The sequence below is a fragment of the Halomonas sp. BDJS001 genome (assembly GCF_026104355.1).
Classification (GTDB): Bacteria; Pseudomonadota; Gammaproteobacteria; order Pseudomonadales; family Halomonadaceae; genus Vreelandella.
On sequence record NZ_CP110535.1, the window covers coordinates 2,808,294 to 2,832,895 of the forward strand.

Below are 24,602 nucleotides of genomic sequence, written 5' to 3' on the forward strand. Positions count from 1 at the left end.
CTGGTAGCCACCCTACATTCGGGTAATAAAACTACAAATATGGTTTTTATTGCCGTAAAGTCTCTTAAATCGATACCAAAAAATGTAAAATAACTACAATTATCACACACCGTCTCTATCATGCAGAGGTCACTATGCCGAGCTCAACACCTGCTACGTTAAATCCCACCGTTGCTGAGGTTACCCAGCGCATCCGTGAACGTTCTGCTGAGCGTCGCGCCCTCTATGAGCGACGCATGGCGGATCAGCACAAACGTGGTGTACACCGTGCCGAGCTAAGCTGTGGCAACCTGGCGCACGGTTTCGCGGCCTGTAACCCGCGTGATAAGAACGAACTCAAGCTGATGAACAGCGCCAACTTAGGAATTATATCGTCTTACAACGATATGCTCTCAGCGCACCAGCCGTTTGAGACGTTTCCTGAAACGATTAAAGCAGCTGCCACTGCCATGGGCTCCACTGCCCAGTTTGCCGGTGGCGTACCCGCCATGTGCGACGGTGTGACGCAAGGCCAGCCGGGGATGGAGCTTTCGCTGTTTTCTCGCGATGTGATTGCCATGTCCGCGGCCGTTGGCTTGTCGCACAATATGTTTGATGCTGCCCTTTATCTGGGTGTATGCGACAAGATAATTCCAGGCCTATTCATCGCTGCCGCACGCTTTGGTCATCTGCCCGCCATGTTTGTCCCCGCGGGCCCAATGCCCAGCGGCCTGCCTAACAAAGAGAAGGCGCGCGTTCGCCAACTCTACGCAGAAGGTAAAGTGGGCCGCGCTGAACTGCTAGAAGCCGAGTCGGAGTCCTACCACAGCCCCGGCACCTGCACCTTCTACGGCACCGCCAACTCCAACCAGCTAATGATGGAGGTGATGGGGCTACACCTGCCCGGCACCTCGTTTGTAAACCCCGGCACCGAGATGCGCGAAGCACTGACCCGCTACGCCACCGAGCAGGCCATCCGTAACACTGAACCCGGCGGCGACTATCGCCCGTTCTTTAAACAGATTGATGAGCGCGCGATTGTCAACGCCGTGGTGGGTTTGCTGGCTTCCGGTGGTTCAACCAACCACACGATGCACCTGATCGCCATGGCCGCCGCTGCGGGCATTACCCTGAACTGGGATGACTTCACCGACCTTTCGGCGGTGACTCCCAGCCTGATGCAGGTTTACCCTAACGGCCAGGCGGATATCAACCACTTCCAGGCGGCGGGCGGCATGAGCTACCTGTTCCGCGAGCTGCTGGGCGCAGGCTTGCTACACGGCGATATCCCGACTGTTTTCGGCACCGACCTAACCGCTTACACCCAGGAACCGTTCCTGAAAGATGGCAAAGTCGTCTGGCATGAAGGCCCCGAAAAAAGCCTTGATGAAGACGTTCTCCGCCCTGTCGCTAACCCTTTCGCGGCAACGGGTGGTTTAACGGTGATGAAGGGCAACCTGGGACGCGGTGTGATTAAAATCTCCGCCGTCGCCGAAGAGCATCGCATTGTTGAAGCGCCGGTAAAAATCTTCGAAGATCAAAATGAAATGAAAGCGGCTTTTGAGTCTGGCGATTTAGACCGCGATGTCATCGTGGTCGTACGCTTCCAGGGGCCCAAAGCTAACGGCATGCCGGAACTACACAAACTAACGCCGTTTCTGGGCGTGCTACAAGACCGCGGCTTTAAGGTAGCATTGGTCACCGATGGGCGGATGTCGGGTGCTTCCGGTAAAGTGCCCGCCTCCATTCACATGAGCCCTGAAGCCCTGGATGGCGGCCCGCTGGCTAAGCTACGTGATGGCGATATTGTCCGTCTGGACGCCAACGCAGGTACGCTGGAAGCCAAGGTTGACCCCGCCACCTGGGCAGGACGTGACTTGGCGATCGGTAATCTGGATCACTACCATGTGGGCTTAGGTCGCGAGCTGTTTGGCGGCTTCCGCCATCTAGCCATGCGCGGCGAAGAGGGCGCTGGCGTGTTTGGTGGGTTTGAAGCCGATGATCTCGCCCGCCAGCAGGGGCAAATCGCAGAAGAGGATGCCTGATGCGACCGGCACTCATCGGCGATATCGGGGGCACCAACGCACGCTTGGCGTTGGTTTCTCCCGGTGAAATCACCCCTCGCGACATTTTGAATCTACCCTGCGCCGACTACCCCGGCGTGGTAGAAGCGGTTCAGGACTATTTGAATCGCGTGGGCGCCACCGGTGACAACGCTCCTCAAGAGGCGTGTTTAGCCTTCGCCTGCCCCGTTCACGCTGAACGGGTCAAAATGACCAATAACCACTGGGACTTTTTAAAAAGCGACGTTCAGCAAGTGCTCAACCTATCGCTATTTAAAGTCATCAATGACTTTACCGCTCAGGCGCTGGGCGTGCCTCATGTGGCTGAAAATGATTTAGTGGAAATCCAGCCCGGCCACACCCAAGCACACTCGACCCGCTTGGTGATCGGCCCTGGTACCGGGCTGGGCGTTGCCGGGGTTTTTCCCGGCCAACACGCCTGGATACCGCTACCCACCGAAGGCGGCCACGTCACTTTCGCGCCCACGGATAGTACCGAACGAGCGCTGCTGGATGTCTTTCTGCAGCGTCACAAGCGGGTGAGCGTAGAGCGCATTTTGTGCGGTCAGGGGTTACTGGAGCTTTACCAGGCCCACTGCAGTCTTGAGGAAGTTGAACCACGCCTTACCAGCCCGGCAGAGGTGACCAGCGCGGCCAACCAGGGCGATAGCCTCGCCACCGCTGCCCTGCTGCGCTTTCTCAAAATCCTCGGCGATGTATGTGGCGACACCACCTTAACCATGGGCGCTAGGGGTGGGGTTTATCTATGTGGCGGTATTCTGCCGCGCCTGCTGGAGTGGCTACCGAAAAGCGAGCTGCGTACGGCGTTTACCAATAAAGGCCGCATGGGTGCCTATAACGCTGACATCCCCGTGTGGGTGGTGACCGCGCCCTGGACGGGACTGCTGGGCGCCGCTGAAGCGCTGCATAACGAAGAAGTTTTCTAATAACACTCATACGGAACCTGCTATGCCCGCCGCCTTTGATGTGCCGTTTATACTCGGCATGATGCGTTTGCACGAAGCGCCTGCCATGCACGACCCTAAACAGTTAGCCGACTGGATCGAAGCACGCTTGGAGCAAGGCCTAAGCTGGTTTGACCATGCCGACATCTACGGCAGCGGCCAAGGTGAAACGCTGTTTGGCGCCGCGCTACACGCACGCCCTGCCCTGGCTCAGCGGGTTCATATCGTCACCAAAGCGAGCATCGCTAACGACAACCCCACGCCCGGTTCGGGTAAGGTCAAGCACTACAACGCTAGCCCGGATTATCTGAAGAGCGCCATCGACGCCTCGCTTGGGCGTTTAAATGTCGAACGTCTTGACCATTTTTTGATTCACCGCCCCGACCTGCTAATGAACGCTGAAGCGACCGGCCGCGCGCTGGACGACGCCATTGAGGCGGGCAAAATTGGCGCCGCGGGAATTTCCAATCACCTGCCCAGCCAGTGGCGGCGCTTGCAAAGCGCCATGCATCATCGCTTAAGCGCCAATCAGATCGAGCTCTCAATCGCCCATACCACGCCGCTGTTCGACGGTAGCTTCGATGACCTATGCGCCGACGGCCACTCGCCCATGGCGTGGTCACCGCTGGCCGGGGGGCAATTGATGCAGGGCGCCGTTGGCGACTGTTTGGATAAGTGGGCAACTAAGCTTGATAGCTCGTCTAGCGCCTTAGCGCTAGCTTGGCTGCGCAGCTTGCCTCACTCGCCGACTCCGGTGATTGGCAGCGTTAAACCTGAACGAATCAGCGACATGCTGAATGCCCCCACCACGCTGCCCCGGGAAGCGTGGTATGAGCTGCTTGAAGCTGCTCGTGGCCACTGCGTGGCATGAAACAGCTGGATGAAACACGGTTCGTTTTAAAACAAATACACTAATCACCATAAGGAGCCACAGATGACACCAGTTATCGCCTTTGGGGAAGCACTGGTTGATATGCTCTCCAGTCGTTTGGGTGCCGCCACTGATGCCCAGGAAACCTTTACTCCCTACGCCGGCGGCGCTCCCGCGAATGTGGCGGTCGCCTGCGCTCGCCTGGGTGTGCCCAGCAAGTTTCTGGGCATGGTGGGCGACGATACCTTTGGGCATTTTTTGGTGCGTGAGCTCAATAGCCACGGTGTAGACACCAGCGGCATTGTGTACACCCAGCAATCCCGTACGGCGCTAGCGTTTGTTTCCCGGGATGCCATGGGCGAACGAACCTTTGATTTTTATCGTCCACCCGCTGCTGATCTGCTTTACCGCCTTGAGCATTTACCCCAGGGCGTATTTGAGAACCCTGCTATTTTGCACCTGTGCAGTAACAGCCTGACCGACCCTGAGATCGCCGACGTTACCCTGGCAATGGCCACCATGGCCAAGCGCGCAGGCTGTCTGGTCAGCGTCGATGCCAACCTACGCCATAATCTTTGGCCGGGCGGTGAAGCAGACGCCAGCTTAGTCACGCAGCTGCTAGACGGCGCCGAATTGCTCAAGCTCTCCCAGGAAGAGCTCGACTACCTGCGTGCTGACCACCCTGCAGAGTCGTGGCTTTCTGAACGCTTGGCGGCTGGGGTGAAGGTTATCTTGATTACCGACGGCCCCAATGATGTGGTACTCAAAGGCGTCGGCATCGACCAACGCATTGCGCCACCCAAAGTGGAAGCAGTCGATACCACCGCCGGCGGCGACGCCTTTATTGGCGGGCTGTTGGCAGAGCTCTCGGCCCACGGCATCAATGAAAACTGGCAGAGCGATGCCGACTTTTTACACCGCGCAGTGGATACCGCCTGCCGCTGCGGCGCCCATGCCGTTACCCGGCCAGGCGCTTACGCCGCACTGCCAACACGAGCAGATATTGGCTAAATAAGTCGCCCTATAAACTATTAGCACAAGGCACGCCTGAACCAGGCGTGCTTTTTTTGTTCCTGATTTGGAGTGCCTAGACGTCAAATTAAGCTCGGACTTTTGTCTAAAGCAGTTCGCTTGTAGAAATGTCAGACATTTACTAGACTAGCGGTCATCGAACACACAATAAGAGACAGTCGATGACGCTGGACGCTCTCCCGCCCCACCAGGGTGGCGCTGAACAGTTAGCCCGTTTACTCGCCCAAGCACTGCTGACAGGCCATTGGCAGCCAGGCGATGTTTTCCCCCGTGAGTTGGACATCGGCAAACACTTTGCCGTTAGCCGTAACCAAGTACGTAACGCACTCACCAGCCTAACTGCTGCAGGACTATTAGAGCGCACCGCGGGCCGAGGCACGCTGGTTCGCGAGATGGGCGATTGGCATCTACTCGACCCACTGATGAGCGAGTGGATGACCGGGCTGGTCAACCTTGACCCGCAGTTGGTAAGGGCCATTTACGCCTTTCGTTTTTCTGCTGAACCGGTGGTCGCAGGGCTCGCTGCCCAGGCAGCCCAGGCTGAAGACATAGAGCGTTTGGAAAGTGCCTTTGCCGGTATGGAGAGCAGTGCAGGTAGCGTTGAAGCCCGTGCTGAGCATGCCGAGCACGACGTCGCCTTTCACGACGCCACCTACCGGGCCAGCCACAATTTAGTCTGGCGGCAAATGGGCCATTTATTGCGCCCTTCGATCATGGCACTGATACATCGCTCGCAACACTACACTGACACCCTGGACGACAGTCTCGCGCGCCACCGCCAGGTACTTGACGCTATCCGCAGCCACGATACCAGCGCCGCAGAAACCGCCGCGAGAGAAGTTCTGCGCCGCACCGCCATTGATCTTGGCATCGTCAATTAATAAGGATCTGATCCAATGAAAATCACCAAACTCAAGACCTGGCAAGTTCCTCCGCGCTGGCTGTTTCTTAAAATCGAAACCGACGAAGGCTGCTACGGCTGGGGAGAACCAGTGGTAGAAGGCCGCGCCGCCACCGTTGAGGCCGCCGTGCACGAGCTTTCCGACTATCTGATCGGCCAGGATCCGCACCGCATAGAGCATCTTTGGAACATCATGTATCGCGCCGGTTTTTATCGTGGTGGCCCTATTCTGATGAGTGCGATTGCCGGTATTGACCAGGCGCTGTGGGATCTAAAAGGTCGCGACCTGGGTGTGCCCGTTCACCAGCTGTTAGGCGGTGCGGTGCGCGACAAAATGCGCATGTATGCCTGGACGGGTGGCGACCGCCCAAGCGACGTAGGCGCTGGCGCTAAAGCACTGGTCGAAAAAGGCTTCACAGCTTTTAAAATGAACGGCACCCCCGAAATGCAAATCGTCGATTCACACCGCAAGGTCGATGAAGCCGTTGCCCGGGTGGCAGAAGCCCGCAACGCCGTTGGGCCAGATGTAGGCATCGGCATCGACTTTCACGGCCGCGTGCACCGCCCCATGGCCAAAGCACTGCTGCGCGAGCTAGAACCTTTCCATCCCATGTTCGTTGAAGAACCGGTTGCCCCGGAGCATCTGCCCTGCTTGAAAGATATTGCTGGTGGGCTTGGCTATCCCTTAGCCACCGGCGAGCGCTTGCACACCCGTTTTCAGTTCCGCGACCTGCTGGCAGATGGCATGATCGATATTATCCAGCCGGATATTTCCCACTGCGGCGGCATCAGTGAAGGGCTCAAAATTGCCGCGCTGGCCTCCGCCTACGATGTTGCCCTGGCACCCCACTGCCCGCTCGGCCCGTTGACCTTAGCCGCTTCGCTACAGCTGGATGCAGTCAGCCACAACGCCTTTATTCAAGAGCAGAGCATGGGTATTCACTACAACCAGGGTAACGATGTGCTCGACTACCTGGTCGATAAATCCGCCCTCGCCATTGACGACGGTTTCTGCGCCATTCCCCAAGGCCCAGGCCTTGGTGTAGAGATCAACGAAGAATTCGTTGAGGAGCGCGCCAAAGTGGGCCACCGCTGGCGTAACCCGGTCTGGACTCATGAAGACGGCTCTATTGCGGAGTGGTAAGCCATGGGAGCAACCGTGATGAGTGAAACACCCGACATTGCAGACCAATTAACCTGGATTGCCGTTGACTGGGGCTCCAGCAATCTGCGTGCCTGGGGGCTGGATCAAAACGACCAAGTGATTGCCCAAGCCAGTAGCGACAAAGGCATGCTGTCGCTAAAGGCCGATGAGTACGAAGCCGAGCTGGAGCGGCTGGTGGGTGATTGGCTACCCGCCACCGGCACGACTAAGGTGATGGTGTGCGGTATGGCAGGCGCTCGCCAGGGCTGGTTGGAAGCCGCCTATTTGCCGGTACCGACACAGCTCGACCAGCTTAGCCAGGGCGCAGTAACACCAACGCTTACAGGCGACCAGCTACGGGCTTATCTCCTCCCCGGTTTGAGCCAAACCCGCAGTGCTGCAACCCACTTTGATGTGATGCGTGGCGAAGAGACCCAGTTAGCAGGCCTCGTCGCTGACTCACCTGACTTTACGGGGCTCGCCTGCCTGCCGGGTACCCACGCCAAATGGGCCACTCTTGAAGCGGGTGCGGTGAGTGGATTTTCGACCTACTTAACCGGCGAGCTTTACCAGCTACTGGCCAACCAATCGGTCTTGCGCCACTCAATCGGCAACGATGAGCTTCAAGACCCCGCTTGCCGTGAGGCGTTTATTTCGGCAGTTAGCGAGATCTACGCGGCGCCCGAAACCTTTAGTAGCCGCCTGTTCGGCCTGCGCGCGCAGGATTTACTCGATGGTCGGCTACCTGCGGGCGACACGCGTGGCGCCGTATTGGCTGCCAGGCTCTCCGGGCTCGCCATTGGCCTTGAGCTTGCTGGCGCCTGCCGTGAGTGCCCCACCGATAAGCCGATCATGCTGATTGGTAACCAGGCGCTGAGTCAGCGTTATACGCTGGCGCTCAATGCGATCGGCTATCAGACGCAGCATGTGGATGGCGACACCGCCGTTTTAGCAGGCCTGCGCCTCGCCCATCACGCGTTAAAATAAATTAAGCATGGAGAAATTGGCTATGTCGCTGCCCCTGATTGGTATTTTACGCGGTGTAACACCTGATGAGGCCGTAGATGTCGCAGAAGCGGTGCTGGCAGCGGGTATCACCCAGATTGAAGTACCGCTTAACTCACCCAACCCGCTGGAGAGTATTCGCCGCTTGGTGGAAGCCTTTGGCGAACGCGCGGTCATCGGTGCAGGTACGGTGCTCACGCCGGATCAGGTGCGTGAAGTTCACGCTGCTGGAGGGCGCTTAATCGTTTCTCCCAACTGTCGGCCTGCGGTCATTGAAGAGACACATAGACTCGGCATGGCGAGCTGGCCGGGGATTGTGACCCCCTCTGAGGCCTTCGATGCACTCGATGCAGGTGCCACCGGACTTAAACTCTTCCCCGCGGTGCAGGTAGGATTAGAGGGTATGCAGGCAGTGCGCTCAGTACTACCTACAGGCACTCTTTTGTATGCGGTGGGCGGCGTTGGGGTCGATAACTTCGCCGCTTGGCGCGCAGCAGGTGTCGATGGTGCTGGACTGGGCAGCGCGTTATACAAATCCGGTCAAAGCGCTTCCCAGGTAGGGCAACAGGCTCAAGCCCTTGTCGATGCCTGGTTAGCAGGAGAATAATAAGGAGAACAAGTACTAATGAATACCGATGCGAGTGTTTCAACGTGGCAGGCCGAGTTAGCGGTCGATTGCCGCTGCACCCTGGGTGAAGGCCCACAGTGGGACGCCAAAAATCAGCGCCTTTATTGGTGCGATATTCTTGAAAAGCAGTTGCACTGGCTCTCCCCCACCACTGGAGAAGGCGGCCACTTTCAGTTTGATCATCGGGTGTCACTGGCTGCGCCCCTTGATGAGGGGGGCCTACTGCTAGTTGGCGAAGACCGCCTAAGCCGCTTCGACCCAGGCAGCGGCAAGGTCGAAAAGCTGTGTGATTTCGAGGCCGACAACCCCATCACCCGCAGCAATGATGCCCGAGTTGATCGCCACGGCAGCCTGTGGCTCTCCAGCATGGGCAAAAGCGCTGAAAGAAACGCTGGCAGCCTTTACCGCCTGCACCGCGGCGAGCTGTCGCGGCTGCGTTCAGGGCTGACGATCCCCAATGCCATCTGCTTCTCCGCAGATGGCGAATTCGCGTGGTTTACCGATACCGTGACGGGTGTAGTGATGCGCTGGGCGCTCGATAGCGACGGCTGGCCGCAGGGCGAGCCGCAGCCCTGGGCGGACTTTTTCTCAAGCCAGGGCAACCCCGACGGTGCAGTCATGGATAGCGAAGGCTGCCTATGGCTAGCGCTGTGGGGAGCAGGGCAAGTGGTGCGCCTCGATCATGACGGTGAGATAATAGGCCGCGTTGAGCTACCTGTCAGCCAACCCTCCTGCCCGGCGTTTGCAGGCCCTGATCTAAAAACGCTGTATATCACCACTGCGCAAGAGGGATTTAGCGCGGAGCAGCTAGCCCAAGAGCCCACCGCGGGCTCGCTGTATAGAGTCGAAACCGGCGGCATCACAGGATTGGCTGAACTGCCGCTGCGTCTGACATAACTCCCCTACGAACCCACAGCAAAAGGCCCCGCTAGCGGATACTAGCGGGGCCTTTTCTGACTTCATCTCTTAGCGGCTAGTGCAGGCACTCAACCAGCAAAGCTTATATACATAACGATCACTAACACCACCAGGACGATACCGGCGGGTACCGCGCCTTTCCAGGGTGTTAGATCCACATCGCCGCTGTGCTGCTGAATCCAGTCGGTTTCGCGCGGGCGCAGCTTGCCGATAATCAGCATCACCGCCACCAGTAATACAAACACCAGCGCCACGAAGTGGAACTCGTGCATGATCTGCGGCAGCAGTGTAAAGGGTGGCACAAAGTAACCGGCGGCAATCAGCAAGCAGCCACCCACCAGGGCGATTTTGGCCGCCATGGGCGGAACACGTTTGGTTAGCAGCCCGACCAGCACTACGGCAAGAATCGGAATAAAGTAGATCGCGTTCATCTTCTGCAGGTAACCAAACAGGCTCTCCTGGCCAGCCAGTAGCGGCGCAATAATCATGGTAAGGATGGCCATGATCCAGCCGAAGACCTTACCCGATTTCACCACCTGCTCTTCCGTCGCCTCTTTGTTCAGCACACCTTTATAGATGCCCAGGCTGAAAATCGTCGTGGTACTGTTCAGCGCGGAGTTAAACGACGAAAGAATCGCACCGACCATCACCGCGGCGAAAAACCCGGTTAGATACGGCGGTAGTACGTTAAACACCAAGTGACCGTAGGCCTCGTCAGCACGCACGCCCTGATCGGCATAAAGGTGGTAAGCAATGATCCCCGGCAGCACCAGATACAGCGGGCCCAGCAGTTTAAACAGACCGGTCAGCAGAACACCCTTCTGGCCTTCAGCCAGGTTTTTCGCCGCAAAGGTGCGCTGAATAATCTGCTGGTTGGTGCTCCAATAAAACAAATTAATCAGGAAAACGCCGGTAAACAGGGTAAAGAACGGCACCTGCTGGTCAGCGCCGCCGATCGAATTGAGTTTATCCGGGTCGCTCTCTTTGAGGATGTTCCAACCTTCCATAATGCCGCTGCCGTCACTTACGGCCTGCAGGCCGAAATAGACGATCACGAAACCGCCGATTAGCAGTCCGACGCCGTTGAGCGTGTCAGAAACAGCAACCGTACGCAGGCCACCAAACAGGGCATACACCGAACCGATAATACCGACGATCCACACCGTTAGCCAAAGCAGCGTCGTCGAAGACTCAATGCCGGTTAAACCCTGTAGATCGAGCATTCCCTGCAGTCCGATGGCACCTGAATAGAGAATAATCGGTAGCAGGATCACCGCGTAAGCAATCAGGAAGATGATATTGGTGATTAGCTGGGTGGTCTTATCGAAGCGTATTTCGAGCAGTTGTGGCAGCGTAGCAATACCACTTTTCAAAAACCGCGGCAGGAAGAAGAGTGCCAACGCCACCAGTGCGATAACTGCCACCACTTCCCAGGCCATCACACTTAAACCATCAGCAAAAGCAGCCCCGTTCAATCCTACCATCTGCTCGGTAGAGAGATTGGTCATTAATAGAGAGCCAGCGATCAGCGGGAAGGTAAGCGTACGTCCTGCTAGAAAGTAACCGCTGGTGCTTGAGTGGTCATCTCGGCGGGTGATTCGCCAAGTGATAAAGGCGACAAGCCCTGTAAAAAACAGGAAAGACGCCAGGGTCAAAGCGTGCATTTTGACTCACCTCATGATCATTGTAAGTGGCACGCACGTTACTGTATGCGCGTAGAGCGAAATGTCAGACAAATCGTTTCGCCATTTTAGTGGAGCTGAATATAGCCCGTTATACGTCTTTGGTCGTACGCAGGCGGCTACGATACGCGAATGACATAATTTCGCTATAAAAAAACCCTAGCGATGGTTAAAACCATAACTAGGGTCAGCATTTAGGTAACCTGCGACAGGTTACTTATGAATGCCTACTTAGTGATGAAAGCGCTCAGCTGATTGACGGGCCAGTTCGCGAATGCCGTCCCAATCTTCAGCATCGACCATCGCTTTCGGCGTCAACCAGGAGCCGCCGACACACATCACGTTCGGCAGTGACAGGTAGTCGTCTGCGTTATCCACGGTAATACCACCGGTGGGGCAGAAACGCGCTTCTGGAATTGGTGCGCCAAACGCTTTGATCGCTTTGGCGCCACCGCTGGATTCAGCGGGGAAGAACTTAAACCGACGGTAGCCGTACTGCCAGCCGGTCATCAGCTCAGAAATGGTCGATACGCCTGGTAGCATCGGCACCGGGCTTTCCACGCCATAGCGGTAAAGCGCATCAGTGGCGCCCGGCGTGACAACGAAATCAGCGCCGACCTGCTCGGCTTGGCGATACTGCGCGGGCGTGAGCACGGTACCCACACCAATACTGGCACCCGGCAGCGCTGCTTTCATTCGCTTGATGGCGTCCAGGGCGCAATCGGTACGCAGGGTCACTTCGAGCACGGTCAAGCCACCTTCCACCAGGGCGCGTCCTAGCGGTACTGCATCTTCCAAGCGCTCAATGGTAATCACCGGAATCACTTCGGCTTTTAAGCAGATGCTATCAAGCTCTGCGGTACGGGTAGAGGGTAACTGTTTGTCGATAGTCATTAGTGAGTCTCCAAGCAACTTATTATTGGCTAAGCCAGCAAACGATCAAGGCGCCCAATAAATGGCCAATGGGCAGGTTAAAAAGGCACGAATAGGCAACTGACGAACATCGTCGCCGCTTAATGCCTTGGCCAATACGGCGCGTTTATCGTCACCGGTAATATGCAGAATATGCCGCCGCGCCTGATGCAGACGGTCGGCCGAAAAGGTAATCCGTGGCTGCGGCTGACTAGGCGTTCTTGCCGCCACTAACAGCTCTTCCGTGGCAAGCGCCAGGGTCAGTTCCGGGCTATCGGGAAACAGTGACGCGGTGTGGCCGTCTCCCCCCATGCCCAAAATCACCACGCTGGCGGGCCACCCCAGCGATTCTACCTGTTTGGCGACTTCATCTACGCCCTCTTCGGGGGTCGCCGCACCGCAAGTTAACGGTATAAAAGTAGCCGCTTCAGCGTCGCCCTGAAGGAGATGCTCACGCACCAACTTAGCGTTGCTATCACTGCTCTGCTCATCGACCCAGCGCTCGTCGGCAAGCGTTACGTCAATGCGCTCCCAGGGTAGCGGTTTGGCTGCCAGTGCCTTAAAGAAAGGCACCGGGGTGGAACCGCCTGAAACCACCAACAGGACGCGCTCTTGATGGTTTAGGTCGTCGTGCAGCGCCTGAAAAACGGTTTCGGCAAGCTGCTCGGCCAACTGTTGGCGTGCTTGGCTCATATTAATAATCCTCGTACCAGCTGCGGCCATCCTGGGTAATCATGGCGATGGAAGCGACCGGGCCCCAAGAGCCTGCCGGGTAACGACGCGGCGGGGTGTCGCGTTTTTTCCAGCCCTCTATGAGTTGGTCGCACCAGCGCCAGGCGTGTTCAATTTCATCCCGGCGCACGAACAGGTACTGCTGGCCTTTCATGACTTCAAGCAGCAGTCGTTCGTAGGCATCGGGTATCCGCGACTTGGGAAATGCGCTGTTAAAATCCAAATGCAGCGGGCCGGGACGCAGGCGCATGCCTTTATCCAGGCCGCTATCTTTGGTCAACACTTGTAGGGCAATACCCTCTTCCGGCTGCAGGCGAATAATCAACTTATTAGAGGCGATGCCGCGCTGATCCGGGTCGAAGATATAGTGCGGCTGCTGACGGAAGTGAATGACGATCTGCGAGAGCTTCTCCGGCATGCGTTTACCGGTGCGCAGGTAGAACGGCACTCCTGCCCAGCGCCAGTTAGCCACTTCGGTTTTCATGGCCACAAAGGTTTCGGTTTGGCTCTGGGTGTTGGCGCCCTCTTCTTCTAAATACCCCGGCACCGACTGGCCGTCACTAGTACCGGCGATATATTGACCGCGTACTACATCGCGACCCAGCGCTTCACCCACAAACGGCTTGAGCGCTTTAAGCACCTTCACCTTCTCATCGCGAATGGCATCGGCATCCAGATTGGAGGGCGGATCCATGGCGATTAAGCACAGCAACTGCAGCAAGTGGTTTTGCACCATGTCCCGCAGTTGACCCGCTTGATCGAAATACCCCCAGCGCCCTTCGATGCCCACTTTTTCAGCAACGGTGATCTCCACATGGGAGATATGATTCTGGTTCCACTGCGTACCAAACAGCGGGTTGGCAAAACGCAGCGCGATCAGGTTCTGTACGGTCTCTTTACCCAGATAGTGGTCAATACGGTAAATCCGCGATTCAGGGAATACTTGACCGATGGCGTCGTTAATTTCAATGGATGAGTGCAGGTCGTAGCCGATGGGTTTCTCAACCACTACCCGGGCCTCATCGTCCAGGCTTTTACTGGCCTGCAGGTGGCGGCAGATATCGCCATAAATAGACGCACCAACGGAGAGATAGACCACCATGGGACGCGGTGAGCCTTTGCGCCACTGACGAATAGCGTCGTAACCCTCAACGCTTGAAAAATCGAGTTTTAAGTAATCCAAGCGGGCGAGAAAGCGCTCGATACTCTGCTTATCCTGCTCGCTGCTCTTCAGCCGTTTTTGCAGGGCGTCGTTGACCATTTTGCGAAATGACGCAACGTCGTGCTCATGACGGGCCAGCCCCATAATACGCGTGCTTTCAGGCATCAAGCCTTCGCGATCAAGATGGTATAAGGCAGGAAATAGCTTGCGCATGGCAAGATCACCCAGCGCCCCAAACAGCGCTAAATCAATAGCGTGATTCGGATCGCCCAGCGGTGCACTTTGGGAAGCAGTGGACTGGCTCATCGTCACTCCTATTTATAATTAGGCATCTAATGTAGTTAGATTACCTAAAATTTACCGTAACACGGGTATTGTACGCAATAATTCGTGTAATTTTACTACAAAACTACAATAACCGCTGCTCTTTCGGTGCGTTTAATCCTCTCCTCACGACACCCATTGCCACTTTTACTCTACGCCCTTCATATACGCCACTGCTACGCCCCTTGAGGATGAGGTGGCATGAGGCAAAATTCGCCACGCTGGCGATGTTTATAAATAGATGATCACAACAACAACGAGGTTACTATTTCATGGCACCACTACGCTCTTTTATACGCCCCCTGCTTACCGCCACGCTGGCTGCCAGCGCCACCCTGCCCGCCTTCGCCTTTGAAGATGATCGCCTGACGATCTGGATGGGTGATAACAAAGGCCAGGAAGGCATTCAGCTCGTGGCCGAGCAATTTCTTGAAGATACGGGCATTGAAGTTGAGGTGGTCTTTCCAGACAACCTAACCGACCGTTTTCAGCAAGCGGCAGGCAGTGGCCAGGGGCCAGATATCGTAATCTGGGCCCACGACCGGATGGGCGAGTGGGCACAAAGCGGCCTAATAAAACAGGTAGCGCCTAGTGACACTTTCCGCGAGGCATTTTACGACTTTACCTGGGACGCTGCCCTGTGGAGTGGCGAAACTTACGGCTACCCCATTTCCGTCGAATCCCTCGGGCTCATTTACAACAAAGCGCTGGTGGACACGCCACCGGATAGCTTTGCCGAGCTAATGGAGCTAGACCAGGCGCTTTCCCAAGAGGGCAAAAAGGCCATCCTGTTCGACTACAGCGAACCGTACTACGGCTGGACACTGCTGGCAGCCAACGGCGGCTATCCGTTCAAACAGACCGAAAGCGGTTATAACGTGAGCGATATTGGTGTCAACAACGCCGGGGCCTTACAGGGAGCAGAGCTGCTGGTTGAATTGATCGAAAGCGACGTACTGCCCCGTGGTACCGACTACAACCTGATGGATACCCGCTTTAACCAGGGCGAAGTCGCCACCATGATTAGCGGCCCTTGGGCGTGGCCTAATCTGGAGCGTAGCGGGATTGATTACGGCGTCGCGCTGCTGCCTAAGGTGGGCGATGAACGGGCCAAACCGATGTTTGGCGTGATGACGGCAATGATCAACTCCGCCACGCCGAACGACTTCCTCGCCGTTGAGTTTTTAGAGAACTACCTGCTCAGCGAAGCGGGCATGCGCACCTTTAATAACGACGGCTCGCTAGGTGCAGTCGCCCATATTCACTACCAGACTGAGCTTGCCGACAATGCCAATATTGCCGCGACGCTGGAGAATGCGGAAGTAGGTATGCCAATGCCCAACATTCCTGAGATGGGTGCCTTTTGGGCGGCCATGGAACCGGCTCTGCAAAACATCGGCAGCGGGCGGCAATCGCCTCAAGAAGCGCTGGATGCGGCAGCGCGGCGTATGCGCCAATAACGCCATCTTTGCCACCCTTTTATTGTGCCTTTACTGCTTGGCGGCTCCGGCTGCCGAGCAGCTTTCAGGAAGTCATCATGTATACCACCAACGCGTCTCGCGGCCTTCCCCGTCACCGTTCTCGCCACCTCTCCGAACGCTACACCCGCTGGGCTCTGCGTTGCGTGATCGCTGTTCTGGTGATTGCGCTTTTATGGCTGGTGATAGCCTTTCACCTTAACGGCCAGTGGATGTTTGCGCTGCTCTTTTTAGTACTAGGCGGCTCGCTAGCCGTTGTATTTACCAAACGCACGTTAATGAGCCATCGCTATATTTTTCCTGCGGTCGCGGGGCTTGGGGTGTTTGTTATTTTCCCGCTGCTTTACACCATTGGCATTAGCTTTAGTAACTACAGCTCTAGCAACCTGCTCTCTGAAGAGCGTGTCCGCGGTCAACTGTTAAGCCAAACTTATCAGGCGGAAGGCAAGGCGTTTGATCTTACGCTCTACCAGGAGGGAGAGCTGGTACGAGTCTATTTGCAGAGCGGTGGAGAAAACGATCATGAAAACAAGGTTCAACGTTTTGTTTCCTCCCCGCTCAACCTGGCCAATCAGGAAAGCCGCCAAATCGGTATTCAATCCGTCGATGTACCACCTACTCAGCAGCCCCTGGGTATGCGTGCCATTATTCAGGCACGTGATTCGCTGCAAGGGCTTCGACTGCTGACACCCGAGGGTACTGAGCTGCGTATGGCGGGATTGCGCCAGTTTGCGCCCATGGTGAATCGCTATGAAGCCCGCGACGACGGCTCGCTCTATGACCGCCGCGACGACCGTGTGTTGATACCTGATCAAACCACCGGTTTCTTTGTCGCCGATAACGGTGAGCAGATTACCCCAGGCTGGCCGGTCAACGTGGGCTTTACCAACTACGCAAAGATCTTTACTGATCCGGATATTCGCGGGCCGTTTATGCAGATTTTTGTATGGACCTTTGTGTTTGCCGCGCTAACGGTGGTCTTTACCTTGGCCGTCGGCTTTGTGCTGGCGTCGCTGCTGCAGTGGAACCAGCTCAAAGGCAAAGCCATTTACCGGACGCTGCTGATACTGCCTTACGCCGTTCCTGCGTTTATCTCGATACTGATTTTCAAGGGCATGTTTAATCAGCACTTCGGCGAAGTGAATATGATTTTAGATACGCTGTTTGGCATTCGTCCTGAATGGTTTACTGACCCCTGGTTGGCGCGTTCCATGCTGCTGATCGTGAACACCTGGCTGGGCTACCCCTATATGTTGCTGCTCTGTATGGGGCTCATTCAGGCAATACCTCAGGATCTCTACGAAGCCTCAGCCGTGGACGGTGGCGGCCCACTGACCAACCTGTTCAAGATTACCCTGCCACTGATTATCAAGCCGCTTACACCGCTACTGATTGCTGCCTTTGCGTTTAACTTCAATAATTTTGTGCTAATTGCGCTACTCACGGGAGGCAACCCGGATATTCTTGGCGCGAGTACGCCGGCGGGCACCACCGACCTGCTGGTGAGCTACACCTACCGCATCGCCTTCCAGGATGCCGGGCAGAACTTTGGGCTGGCAGCCGCTATCGCCACGCTTATTTTCTTACTGGTGGCGGGCATGTCGCTGCTTAATTTGCGCCTTTCCAAGGTTAAGGTTTAGGAGGTTTCTCATGGCGATGGTTCAACCCCGCTCTATTGGCGCGCGCCGCCTGGGGGCACACTTGGCGCTGATCGGCTTTGTGTCGCTGATCGTGTTTCCGCTACTGCTGGTAATCTCTATTTCGTTTCGCGAGGGCAACTTTGCCTCGGGCAGTTTGATACCCGAGCGCTTCTCGTTAGAGCACTGGTCGCTGGCGCTGGGTATCCCCTGGGAACGCCCGGACGGCAGTATTGTCCAGCCGCCCTTCCCAGTGCTGCTGTGGCTATGGAATTCGATCAAAGTGGCAGTGGTATCGTCGGGGTTGATTTTAATGCTGGCGACTACCAGCGCCTACGCCTTTGCCCGTATGCGTTTTAAAGGCAAAGAGCCCCTGTTAAAGGGCATGCTGATTTTCCAAATGTTTCCAGCCGTGCTCTCGCTGGTAGCGCTCTACGCGCTGTTTGATCGACTAGGGCAGTTTGTTGGCTGGTTAGGCATAAATACTCATGGCGCGCTGATTGTCGCCTCGCTTGGTGCAGTGGCGCTGCATATCTGGACAATCAAAGGCTACTTCGAATCAATCGATGGATCGCTGGAAGAGGCTGCCATGGTCGACGGGGCCAGCACCTGGCAGGCGTTTCGCTATATTTTGCTGCCGCTTTCCATCCCGATATTGATGGTCGTCTTCATTCTGGCGTTTGTGATGAGCATTATGGAGTACCCCATGGCCTCGGTGCTGCTGGTGGATGAGCACAAGCTAACCCTGGCCGTGGGCGCCCAGCAGTATCTTGCCGACCACAACCAGCGCTGGGGCAACTTTGCCGCCGCTGCCGTGCTTTCCGGGCTACCGATTACCGTGGCGTTTTTGATCTGCCAACGCTGGATTATTGGTGGTTTAACCGCAGGGGGCGTTAAAGGATAAACGCTGTTAAGTTTGCCAATAGTCAAATTCACCTTAATAGCGCCTTACTAGGCGCTCCTCCGCTCCCAGCAACTCGCTGGGAGTTTTTATTTTAATCGGCTTTTTTACAGACTTTTTATACAAGCTCATGGTGTCATAACGGATATTAAGAATACTCAATGGCGAGCTGGGCATATGACTCCATTCACACCATGGTTTTATCGCAGCAGAGATGTGTATCGGCACTGGGCGCCTGTTTTTAGAATCATTTCGATTCTCTGGATTGTGCTTGCGCTGTTTATGCTGGTGCCTTTCATTGTGCTGCTGATTGAACAAGACCCTGACGCGCCCGCCTTCGGTGCTTCCATTCTGATGATACTTGGTGCCGCGGCGCTGACTTGGCTATTCACCTATCGCGCAGCACTGGAGCTCAAGCCATGGCAGATGTTTATTCTTACCGCCGCCAGTTGGGTCACCATCAGCGGTTTTGCCAGCTTGCCGCTAGTGCTCGGTGCGCCCCAGCTAACGTTTACCAATGCGGTGTTTGAATCGGTATCGGCGATTACCACCACGGGCTCTACCATTCTGGTCGGCATTGAACACTTCTCCGATGGCTTGAAGCTATGGCGAGGGCTGATGCAGTGGATGGGCGGTATCGGCATTATCGTGATGGGTATTGCCATCTTGCCTTTTCTTAAAGTGGGCGGTATGCGGCTGTTTCACACCGAGTCATCCGACTGGTCGGATAAAGTGATGCCCCGCACTGGCGGTATTGCCAAAGCGACGCTAACGATCTATGTCAGCCTTACGCTAGTCGCCATTGGGAGCTATTGGTTTGGCGGCATGACGCTGCTGGACGCCACCGTACACGGCATGACGTCGCTTTCTACCGGTGGTTTTGCCAATTCTGATGCCTCCTTTGGCGCCTATAGCGAACAACCATGGCTACTCTGGATGGCCAGTTTTTTTATGCTCAGCGGCGCGCTGCCCTTTGTGCTATATATCCGTTTTTTACGCGGGTCGCACAGTGCCCTATGGCAAGATCAGCAGGTACTTGGGCTGTTAAAGCTACTGATGGCAGCGATTTTGTTACTCACTGTCTGGCGCATCACTCAGGGCGACAACTGGTTTGAATCGCTTACCCACGTCACCTTTAACATCGTTTCTGTGGTGACCACCACAGGCTATGCCTCTGATGATTACACCCAGTGGGGGGCGCTACCCGTGGTCGCTTTTTTCTACCTGACCTTTGTGGGCGGTTGTAGCGGCTCAACCAGTGGCGGGATGAAAATATTCCGGTTTCAGATTGCCACTTTAATGCTGCTTAACCAACTGCGTTATCTCATCCATGCCAATGGCGTGTTTACCACCCGCTATAACCAGCAGCCGGTCACCAGCGATATTTCGCGCAGCGTAGTGGCCTTCTCGTTCTTCTTCTTTATCACCATAGCAGCCCTCGCGTTGAGCCTCTCAGCCCTGGGGTTGGACTTAGTCACCGCCCTTTCCGGGGCGGCAACGGCGGTCACCAATGTGGGGCCTGGGTTAGGCGACATCATCGGCCCTGCAGGTAACTTTGCCCCGCTACCCGACACGGCGAAGTGGCTGTTATGCATTGGCATGCTAATGGGCCGGTTAGAAATACTCACCGTTGTGGTGTTGCTAACCCCAATGTTCTGGCGGCGCTAGCCAATCATATTGAAGGGCAGTCGTGTCATGACACTTAGAAAGTCGATATTCAAACCTGTTGAGCAGTTAGCGATCCGGCTACGCTTACCCCGCCTCTCAGAAATTCTGATCGCGCTGGCGAGTACCTTCGTTGCGCTGTTGATCGCCTGGGGCCTTTACACCTGGTTAGCGTTAGCCAATCTTTCCCTGATTTTTCTCACCGCGGTGCTTGTCAGCGCCGTGTTAGCGGGAAGCTACGCGGCGCTGCTCAGTGCTGTACTGGGCTTTCTGACATTTAATTTTTGCTTCACCGTTCCGCACTTTTCGTTAGCGGTTGAGGAGCAGGAACAGTTGCTGACCCTGCTGTTCTTTCTATTAGTGGCGCTAGTGGTTGGCAAGCTGGCTGGGGATAGCCGCCAACGCCTGCTGGAGCTTAGCGCCGCTCGCCTGGCTGAAGAGCAGGAGAGATTGCGCTCAGCGCTGCTATCGTCGGTGTCCCACGACCTGCGTACTCCACTAGCGTCGATTATTGGCGCGGCCAGCTCACTGCGCACCCTGGATGCCCAGCTCAGCCAGCAGGATCGCTTTGCGCTATTAGATGGCGTATTGAGCGAAAGTGAACGCCTTAACCGCTATATACAGAACTTGTTGGATATGACCCGATTAGGCCATGGCGACATGAAAATTGAGCGCGACTGGGTGGCGTTTGATGATTTAGTCGCTTCCGCGCGAAAGCGCTTAGGCAGCGCCCTTGAAGGCTTCCAAGTAGAGCAGCACTGGCCAAAAGAGCTACCACTGCTTTACGTTCACCCCGCCCTGATTGAACAAGCGCTGGTCAACGTGCTGGAAAATGCGGCGCGCTTCTCGCCCCCTAATGGCCATATCACTATCGAAGCCCAATGTTGTGACGCTAAAAGGTCGGGAGATCAACGTTTCTTACTGTTTTCGGTTACCGATCAAGGCCCAGGCATACCCGAAGTATTACGCGAGCGCGTATTCGATATGTTCGTCACCGGTCACGAAGGGGATCGCAGCCTGCACGGCAGCGGCCTGGGGCTGGCGATTTGTCGGGGAGTGCTTGGCGCCCACGCGGGTCAAATTCACGCAAGCCCGGGGCCTGACAGTGTTGGCACCAGGATTACCATGACGCTGCCACTATTGGCACCCAGCAAAGAGGCCGAGGATGACCACTGATCCAGCGCGCGTCTTAGTGATTGATGACGAGCCACATATTCGCCACTTTTTACGTATCAGCCTCACTTCTCAAGGCTTTCGGGTGATTGAGGCGGCCAGTGGTCACGAGGGGCTGGAAAAACTCAATGCGACAGCCCTTACGCCCAATGCCGACATTGTTTTGCTGGATCTTGGCTTGCCGGATATGGATGGTCAGCAGGTGCTGGATGCGATCCGCCAGCACAGCGAGATCCCCGTGATCATTGTCTCAGTGCGCGGTCATGAGACTGAAAAAGTGCGTGCTCTGGATAATGGTGCAAGCGACTACGTCACCAAGCCCTTCGGCATTCAAGAGTTGCTGGCGCGTATTCGAGCCCTATTAAGGCGGCGCGCCAGCCCAAGCGTTCAGCGTTTCCAGCACGGTGGTTTGATAGTCGACCTGACCGCTTACCAAGTGAGCTTGCACGGCGAGGCTATTCATCTGACGCCTAAAGAGTTCGCCGTTCTGGCCCAGCTTATAGCCTCCGCTGGGCGTGTGGTCACGCAAACGCAGCTATTGCGTCAGGTATGGGGCCCAACCCACCAGGAAGATACCCACTATTTACGCATCGTGGTGAGCAAGCTGCGTCAAAAACTAGGCGACGACCCCCAATCACCGACTCTATTACAAACTGAACCCGGCATCGGTTACCGACTCTTTCTTGAGCCCGACAGTGAGGACAAGACCCTATGAAAATCATCATTCTCGGTGCCGGCCAGGTCGGCGGCACACTGGCAGAGCACCTCGCCCGCGAGGAGAACGACATCACCGTCGTTGATACTGACGCCAAAAAACTGCGTGAGCTGCACACCAAAATCGACATTCGCACCGTCACCGGGGCGGGCTCCTACCCTATTGTGCTGCGTCAGGCAGGCTGCGAAGACGCCGATATGCTGATCGCCGTGACCAGCAGCGACGAGATCAATATGATCGCCTGTCAGGTCGCCCATACGCTGTTTCGCACCCCCACCAAGATTGCCCGGGTGCGCGCCACGGCGTACCTAACCCGTAAAGGCCTCTTCGCTCACGAAGCGATTCCCATTGATGTACTCATCAGCCCCGAGCAGGTGGTCACCGACCACGTACGCCGCCTGATTGAGCACCCCGGCGCCCTACAGGTGCTGGAGTTTGCCGGTGGGCTGGTACAGCTGGTGGCGGTGAAAGCCTTCTACGGCGGCCCACTGGTAGGCCAGGACTTGGCCTTTCTGCGCCGCCATATGCCCAACGTGGATACCCGCGTAGCGGCGATTTACCGGCGTAATCGAGCGATTATTCCCCGCGGCGATACGGTTATCGAAGCCGACGATGAGGTCTTCTTCCTCGCTGCCCGTCGTGATATCCGCGCAGTGATGAGCGAGCTACGCCGGGTCGAGCGGGATTTCCGCCGCGTCGTGATTGCCGGGGGCGGCAATATCGGCGAGCGGCTGGCGGAGCATTTGGAGCATAGTCACCAGGTCAAGATCATCGAACACAGCCTGGAGCGCTGTACAACGCTCTCTGAGCGCTTGGATCGCACCGTGGTGCTCCACGGCAGTGCCACCAGCAAGCGTCTACTGGAAGAGGAGAATATCGAAGAGTGCGATATCTTCTGCGCGCTGACCAACGACGACGAAGTCAATATCATGTCGTCGCTGCTCGCCAAGCGCTTGGGGGCGAAGAAGGTGCTGACGCTGATTAACAACGCTGCTTACGTTGACCTTGTGCAGGGCGGCGAGATCGATATTGCCATCTCACCCCAGCAGGCCACCATCGGCAGCCTGCTCACCCACGTGCGCCGGGGCGATATCGTCAACGTCCACTCCCTGCGTCGCGGCGCCGCCGAGGCCATTGAAGCCATCGCCCACGGCGATAAGCAGTCATCGAAAGTGGTGGGCCGCACTATTCGTGAGATCGACCTGCCCGATGGCACCACGATTGGTGCGATTGTGCGCGGCAAAGAGGTCATCATCGCCCACGGCGATGTGATGGTAGAGAGTGGCGACCACGTGATTCTGTTTGTGATCGACAAGCGCCGCATTCGCGATGTGGAGCGCCTGTTCCAAGTCGGTTTAACGTTCTTTTAAAGACACGTTTAACAGGCGCTTTTGAGGCCCTAAATTTCTACCGCACGGCCAATAAACTCAATAGGCCCGGTGGGCAGGCCGGTTGGTGAGCCGGTTTCGTCTTCCAGCGTTAACTCAAACAGTTGGTTATCCTCAAGGGGCGGCAGATCATCCAAGCGCAAACTGATCGGCTGCCCTGGCTCTACTAAGCCAAGCGATACCGGGGCCTGCCACCCATCTGCTTTGGTCCAAAACTCTAGCGCTTTACCTTCAGGCACTTCGAAGGTACCCAATGGGATCAACTCGATTTCCTGCCGCGATGAAGCCTGCACCACCCAACCCGCTGACTGCGTTTGCGGGGCAAGGAGTACCACCATGTACTCAGGCGTATTTGAGACAGTCGGCTCGGTGATTTCATTAACCAGCATCACCCCAAGCACTAACGCCGCCGCTAAACCAAACCCGGCAGCGCCACGCCAAAGCGGCAAGCTATGCAGCATGCGGCGGGGTCTTGGCGACACGACAGAGGCAGGTCGAGCACGCTTACCAAGCGCTTCCCGTGACGCCAGGCTGCGCTCAATACGCGGCCATAAATAGTCGGAGGGCGTTACCGGGTCGGTGATAGCGGTATAGGGCAAGAAACGCTCTTCCCAGGCCATCACCGCTTTTTGCAACTCGGGCTCATTGGGTAACCTCGCTTCCAGTGCTTTGCGCTGCGCTAGCGACAGCGTGCCTAGGACGTATTCACCCGCCAAGGCATGGTCATCGTCGTGTTCTGGTTCGTGCTGACTGGAGCGAGTCATGTCATACACTCCCTTAGGCGCAGCAAACTGCGTTTTATCCAGGCTTTAACGGTGCCCAGCGGGGCCCCTGTATGCGCTGAAATTTCCGCGTGACTTAGACCATCCACATAGGCGTGAAGTACACAGTTACGCCGCTCTGGTTCAAGTTGTTCTAAACACCTATCCATCCGCTGGCCGGTCTGCCAATCGAAGGTGTCTTCGGCAACCGTCGCGTGCTGGAAATGTTCTGGATGATCCAATTCGGTCGGATCATTACTATCAAAGGTAATTTCCCGATCACGGTAACGGATAGCATTGAGTGCCAAGTGACGGGCCACACTAAATATCCACGCCCTTGCCGAGCCCTTAGCGGGGTCAAAACTTTCGGCGCGCTGCCAAATATTGAGACAGGCATCGTGGACAATATCTTCGGCCATACCACGATCTTTAACGATTCTTACCACAACACCTAACAGTCGGGCACCCTCATGAACGTAGAGCTGATGCAAGGCGTCATGCTCGCCACGGGCACAGCTGGCTAATGCCGCAGCATGATCAAATTCTGAAGAGTCGTCAGTCAAACC

At 56.2% G+C, this 24,602-nt stretch carries 22 protein-coding genes; 16 read left to right on the top strand and 6 right to left on the bottom strand.

The annotated features are described in order from the left end of the window. Positions 1 to 134: 134 nt before the first annotated feature. From edd to OM794_RS13105, 9 genes are all read left to right on the top strand, one after another. Positions 135 to 2,024 carry a phosphogluconate dehydratase gene (edd, locus tag OM794_RS13065; RefSeq protein WP_226249343.1) on the top strand — a complete coding sequence of 630 codons (1,890 nt, stop codon included), beginning with the start codon at positions 135 to 137 and terminating at the stop codon, positions 2,022 to 2,024. Continuing rightward, positions 2,024 to 2,989: a glucokinase gene (gene glk, locus OM794_RS13070; RefSeq protein WP_226249344.1), complete on the top strand. Its 966-nt coding sequence runs from the start codon at positions 2,024 to 2,026 to the stop codon at positions 2,987 to 2,989. The genes edd and glk overlap by 1 nt, the downstream gene beginning before the upstream one ends. Positions 2,990 to 3,011: 22 nt before the next feature. After that, positions 3,012 to 3,878 (top strand): aldo/keto reductase, encoded by an 867-nt coding sequence (locus tag OM794_RS13075; protein ID WP_226249345.1) that lies wholly within the window; start codon positions 3,012 to 3,014, stop codon positions 3,876 to 3,878. Between the two features lie 63 nt (positions 3,879 to 3,941). Beyond that, complete coding sequence (locus OM794_RS13080; RefSeq protein WP_226249346.1) at positions 3,942 to 4,889, top strand: carbohydrate kinase family protein; 948 nt, start codon at positions 3,942 to 3,944, stop codon at positions 4,887 to 4,889. A 182-nt stretch (positions 4,890 to 5,071) separates the two neighbouring features. Next, positions 5,072 to 5,791, top strand: coding sequence for a FadR/GntR family transcriptional regulator (locus OM794_RS13085; RefSeq protein WP_226249347.1), 720 nt, complete (start codon positions 5,072 to 5,074; stop codon positions 5,789 to 5,791). Between the two features lie 15 nt (positions 5,792 to 5,806). Further along, the gene (gene dgoD / locus OM794_RS13090) at positions 5,807 to 6,955 is read left to right on the top strand and encodes a galactonate dehydratase (protein ID WP_226249348.1); all 1,149 of its coding nucleotides are present in this window, start codon (positions 5,807 to 5,809) and stop codon (positions 6,953 to 6,955) included. Positions 6,956 to 6,973: 18 nt separating this feature from the next. Further along, on the top strand, positions 6,974 to 7,942 hold the full coding sequence (locus OM794_RS13095; RefSeq protein WP_226249349.1) for a 2-dehydro-3-deoxygalactonokinase: 969 nt from the start codon (positions 6,974 to 6,976) through the stop codon (positions 7,940 to 7,942). A 7-nt stretch (positions 7,943 to 7,949) separates the two neighbouring features. Further along, entirely contained in the window at positions 7,950 to 8,567 is a 618-nt protein-coding gene (locus OM794_RS13100; protein WP_264167834.1) for a 2-dehydro-3-deoxy-6-phosphogalactonate aldolase, read from the top strand. A gap of 18 nt (positions 8,568 to 8,585) precedes the next feature. Then, complete coding sequence (locus OM794_RS13105; protein WP_226249351.1) at positions 8,586 to 9,485, top strand: SMP-30/gluconolactonase/LRE family protein; 900 nt, start codon at positions 8,586 to 8,588, stop codon at positions 9,483 to 9,485. Positions 9,486 to 9,574: 89 nt separating this feature from the next. On the opposite strand, the gene OM794_RS13110 is transcribed toward OM794_RS13105, so the two are convergent. From OM794_RS13110 to zwf, 4 genes are all read right to left on the bottom strand, one after another. Next, entirely contained in the window at positions 9,575 to 11,170 is a 1,596-nt protein-coding gene (locus tag OM794_RS13110) for a solute:sodium symporter family transporter (protein WP_226249352.1), read from the bottom strand. Positions 11,171 to 11,419: 249 nt separating this feature from the next. Then, the gene (locus OM794_RS13115) at positions 11,420 to 12,082 is read right to left on the bottom strand and encodes a bifunctional 4-hydroxy-2-oxoglutarate aldolase/2-dehydro-3-deoxy-phosphogluconate aldolase (protein WP_226249353.1); all 663 of its coding nucleotides are present in this window, start codon (positions 12,080 to 12,082) and stop codon (positions 11,420 to 11,422) included. A gap of 45 nt (positions 12,083 to 12,127) precedes the next feature. After that, positions 12,128 to 12,793: a 6-phosphogluconolactonase gene (gene pgl / locus OM794_RS13120; protein WP_226249354.1), complete on the bottom strand. Its 666-nt coding sequence runs from the start codon at positions 12,791 to 12,793 to the stop codon at positions 12,128 to 12,130. 1 nt (position 12,794) lies between these two features. Further along, on the bottom strand, positions 12,795 to 14,300 hold the full coding sequence (gene zwf / locus OM794_RS13125) for a glucose-6-phosphate dehydrogenase (protein WP_226249355.1): 1,506 nt from the start codon (positions 14,298 to 14,300) through the stop codon (positions 12,795 to 12,797). Between the two features lie 290 nt (positions 14,301 to 14,590). Here zwf and malE point away from each other — a divergent pair, with 290 nt between their 5' ends. The 7 genes from malE (at position 14,591) to trkA (ending at position 23,257) form a co-directional block, all read left to right on the top strand. Further along, positions 14,591 to 15,778: a maltose/maltodextrin ABC transporter substrate-binding protein MalE gene (gene malE / locus OM794_RS13130; protein WP_226249356.1), complete on the top strand. Its 1,188-nt coding sequence runs from the start codon at positions 14,591 to 14,593 to the stop codon at positions 15,776 to 15,778. Positions 15,779 to 15,855: 77 nt separating this feature from the next. Next, positions 15,856 to 17,436: a maltose ABC transporter permease MalF gene (gene malF, locus OM794_RS13135; protein ID WP_226249357.1), complete on the top strand. Its 1,581-nt coding sequence runs from the start codon at positions 15,856 to 15,858 to the stop codon at positions 17,434 to 17,436. Between the two features lie 10 nt (positions 17,437 to 17,446). Next, complete coding sequence (malG, locus tag OM794_RS13140) at positions 17,447 to 18,337, top strand: maltose ABC transporter permease MalG (RefSeq protein WP_265153792.1); 891 nt, start codon at positions 17,447 to 17,449, stop codon at positions 18,335 to 18,337. A gap of 174 nt (positions 18,338 to 18,511) precedes the next feature. Next, positions 18,512 to 20,002 carry a TrkH family potassium uptake protein gene (locus OM794_RS13145; RefSeq protein ID WP_226249359.1) on the top strand — a complete coding sequence of 497 codons (1,491 nt, stop codon included), beginning with the start codon at positions 18,512 to 18,514 and terminating at the stop codon, positions 20,000 to 20,002. A 27-nt stretch (positions 20,003 to 20,029) separates the two neighbouring features. Beyond that, the gene (locus OM794_RS13150; protein WP_226249360.1) at positions 20,030 to 21,175 is read left to right on the top strand and encodes a DUF4118 domain-containing protein; all 1,146 of its coding nucleotides are present in this window, start codon (positions 20,030 to 20,032) and stop codon (positions 21,173 to 21,175) included. After that, positions 21,165 to 21,887, top strand: coding sequence for a response regulator (locus OM794_RS13155; protein ID WP_226249361.1), 723 nt, complete (start codon positions 21,165 to 21,167; stop codon positions 21,885 to 21,887). The genes OM794_RS13150 and OM794_RS13155 overlap by 11 nt, the downstream gene beginning before the upstream one ends. After that, positions 21,884 to 23,257, top strand: coding sequence for a Trk system potassium transporter TrkA (gene trkA, locus OM794_RS13160; protein ID WP_265153793.1), 1,374 nt, complete (start codon positions 21,884 to 21,886; stop codon positions 23,255 to 23,257). Before OM794_RS13155 ends, trkA begins: the two co-directional genes overlap by 4 nt. A gap of 29 nt (positions 23,258 to 23,286) precedes the next feature. Here the strand turns inward: trkA and OM794_RS13165 are convergent, their stop codons facing one another. Both OM794_RS13165 and OM794_RS13170 read right to left on the bottom strand, forming a co-directional pair. After that, positions 23,287 to 24,039: an anti-sigma factor domain-containing protein gene (locus tag OM794_RS13165; protein WP_226251010.1), complete on the bottom strand. Its 753-nt coding sequence runs from the start codon at positions 24,037 to 24,039 to the stop codon at positions 23,287 to 23,289. Next, positions 24,036 to 24,599: a sigma-70 family RNA polymerase sigma factor gene (locus tag OM794_RS13170; protein ID WP_226251009.1), complete on the bottom strand. Its 564-nt coding sequence runs from the start codon at positions 24,597 to 24,599 to the stop codon at positions 24,036 to 24,038. The genes OM794_RS13165 and OM794_RS13170 overlap by 4 nt, the downstream gene beginning before the upstream one ends. Positions 24,600 to 24,602 lie beyond the last annotated feature (3 nt).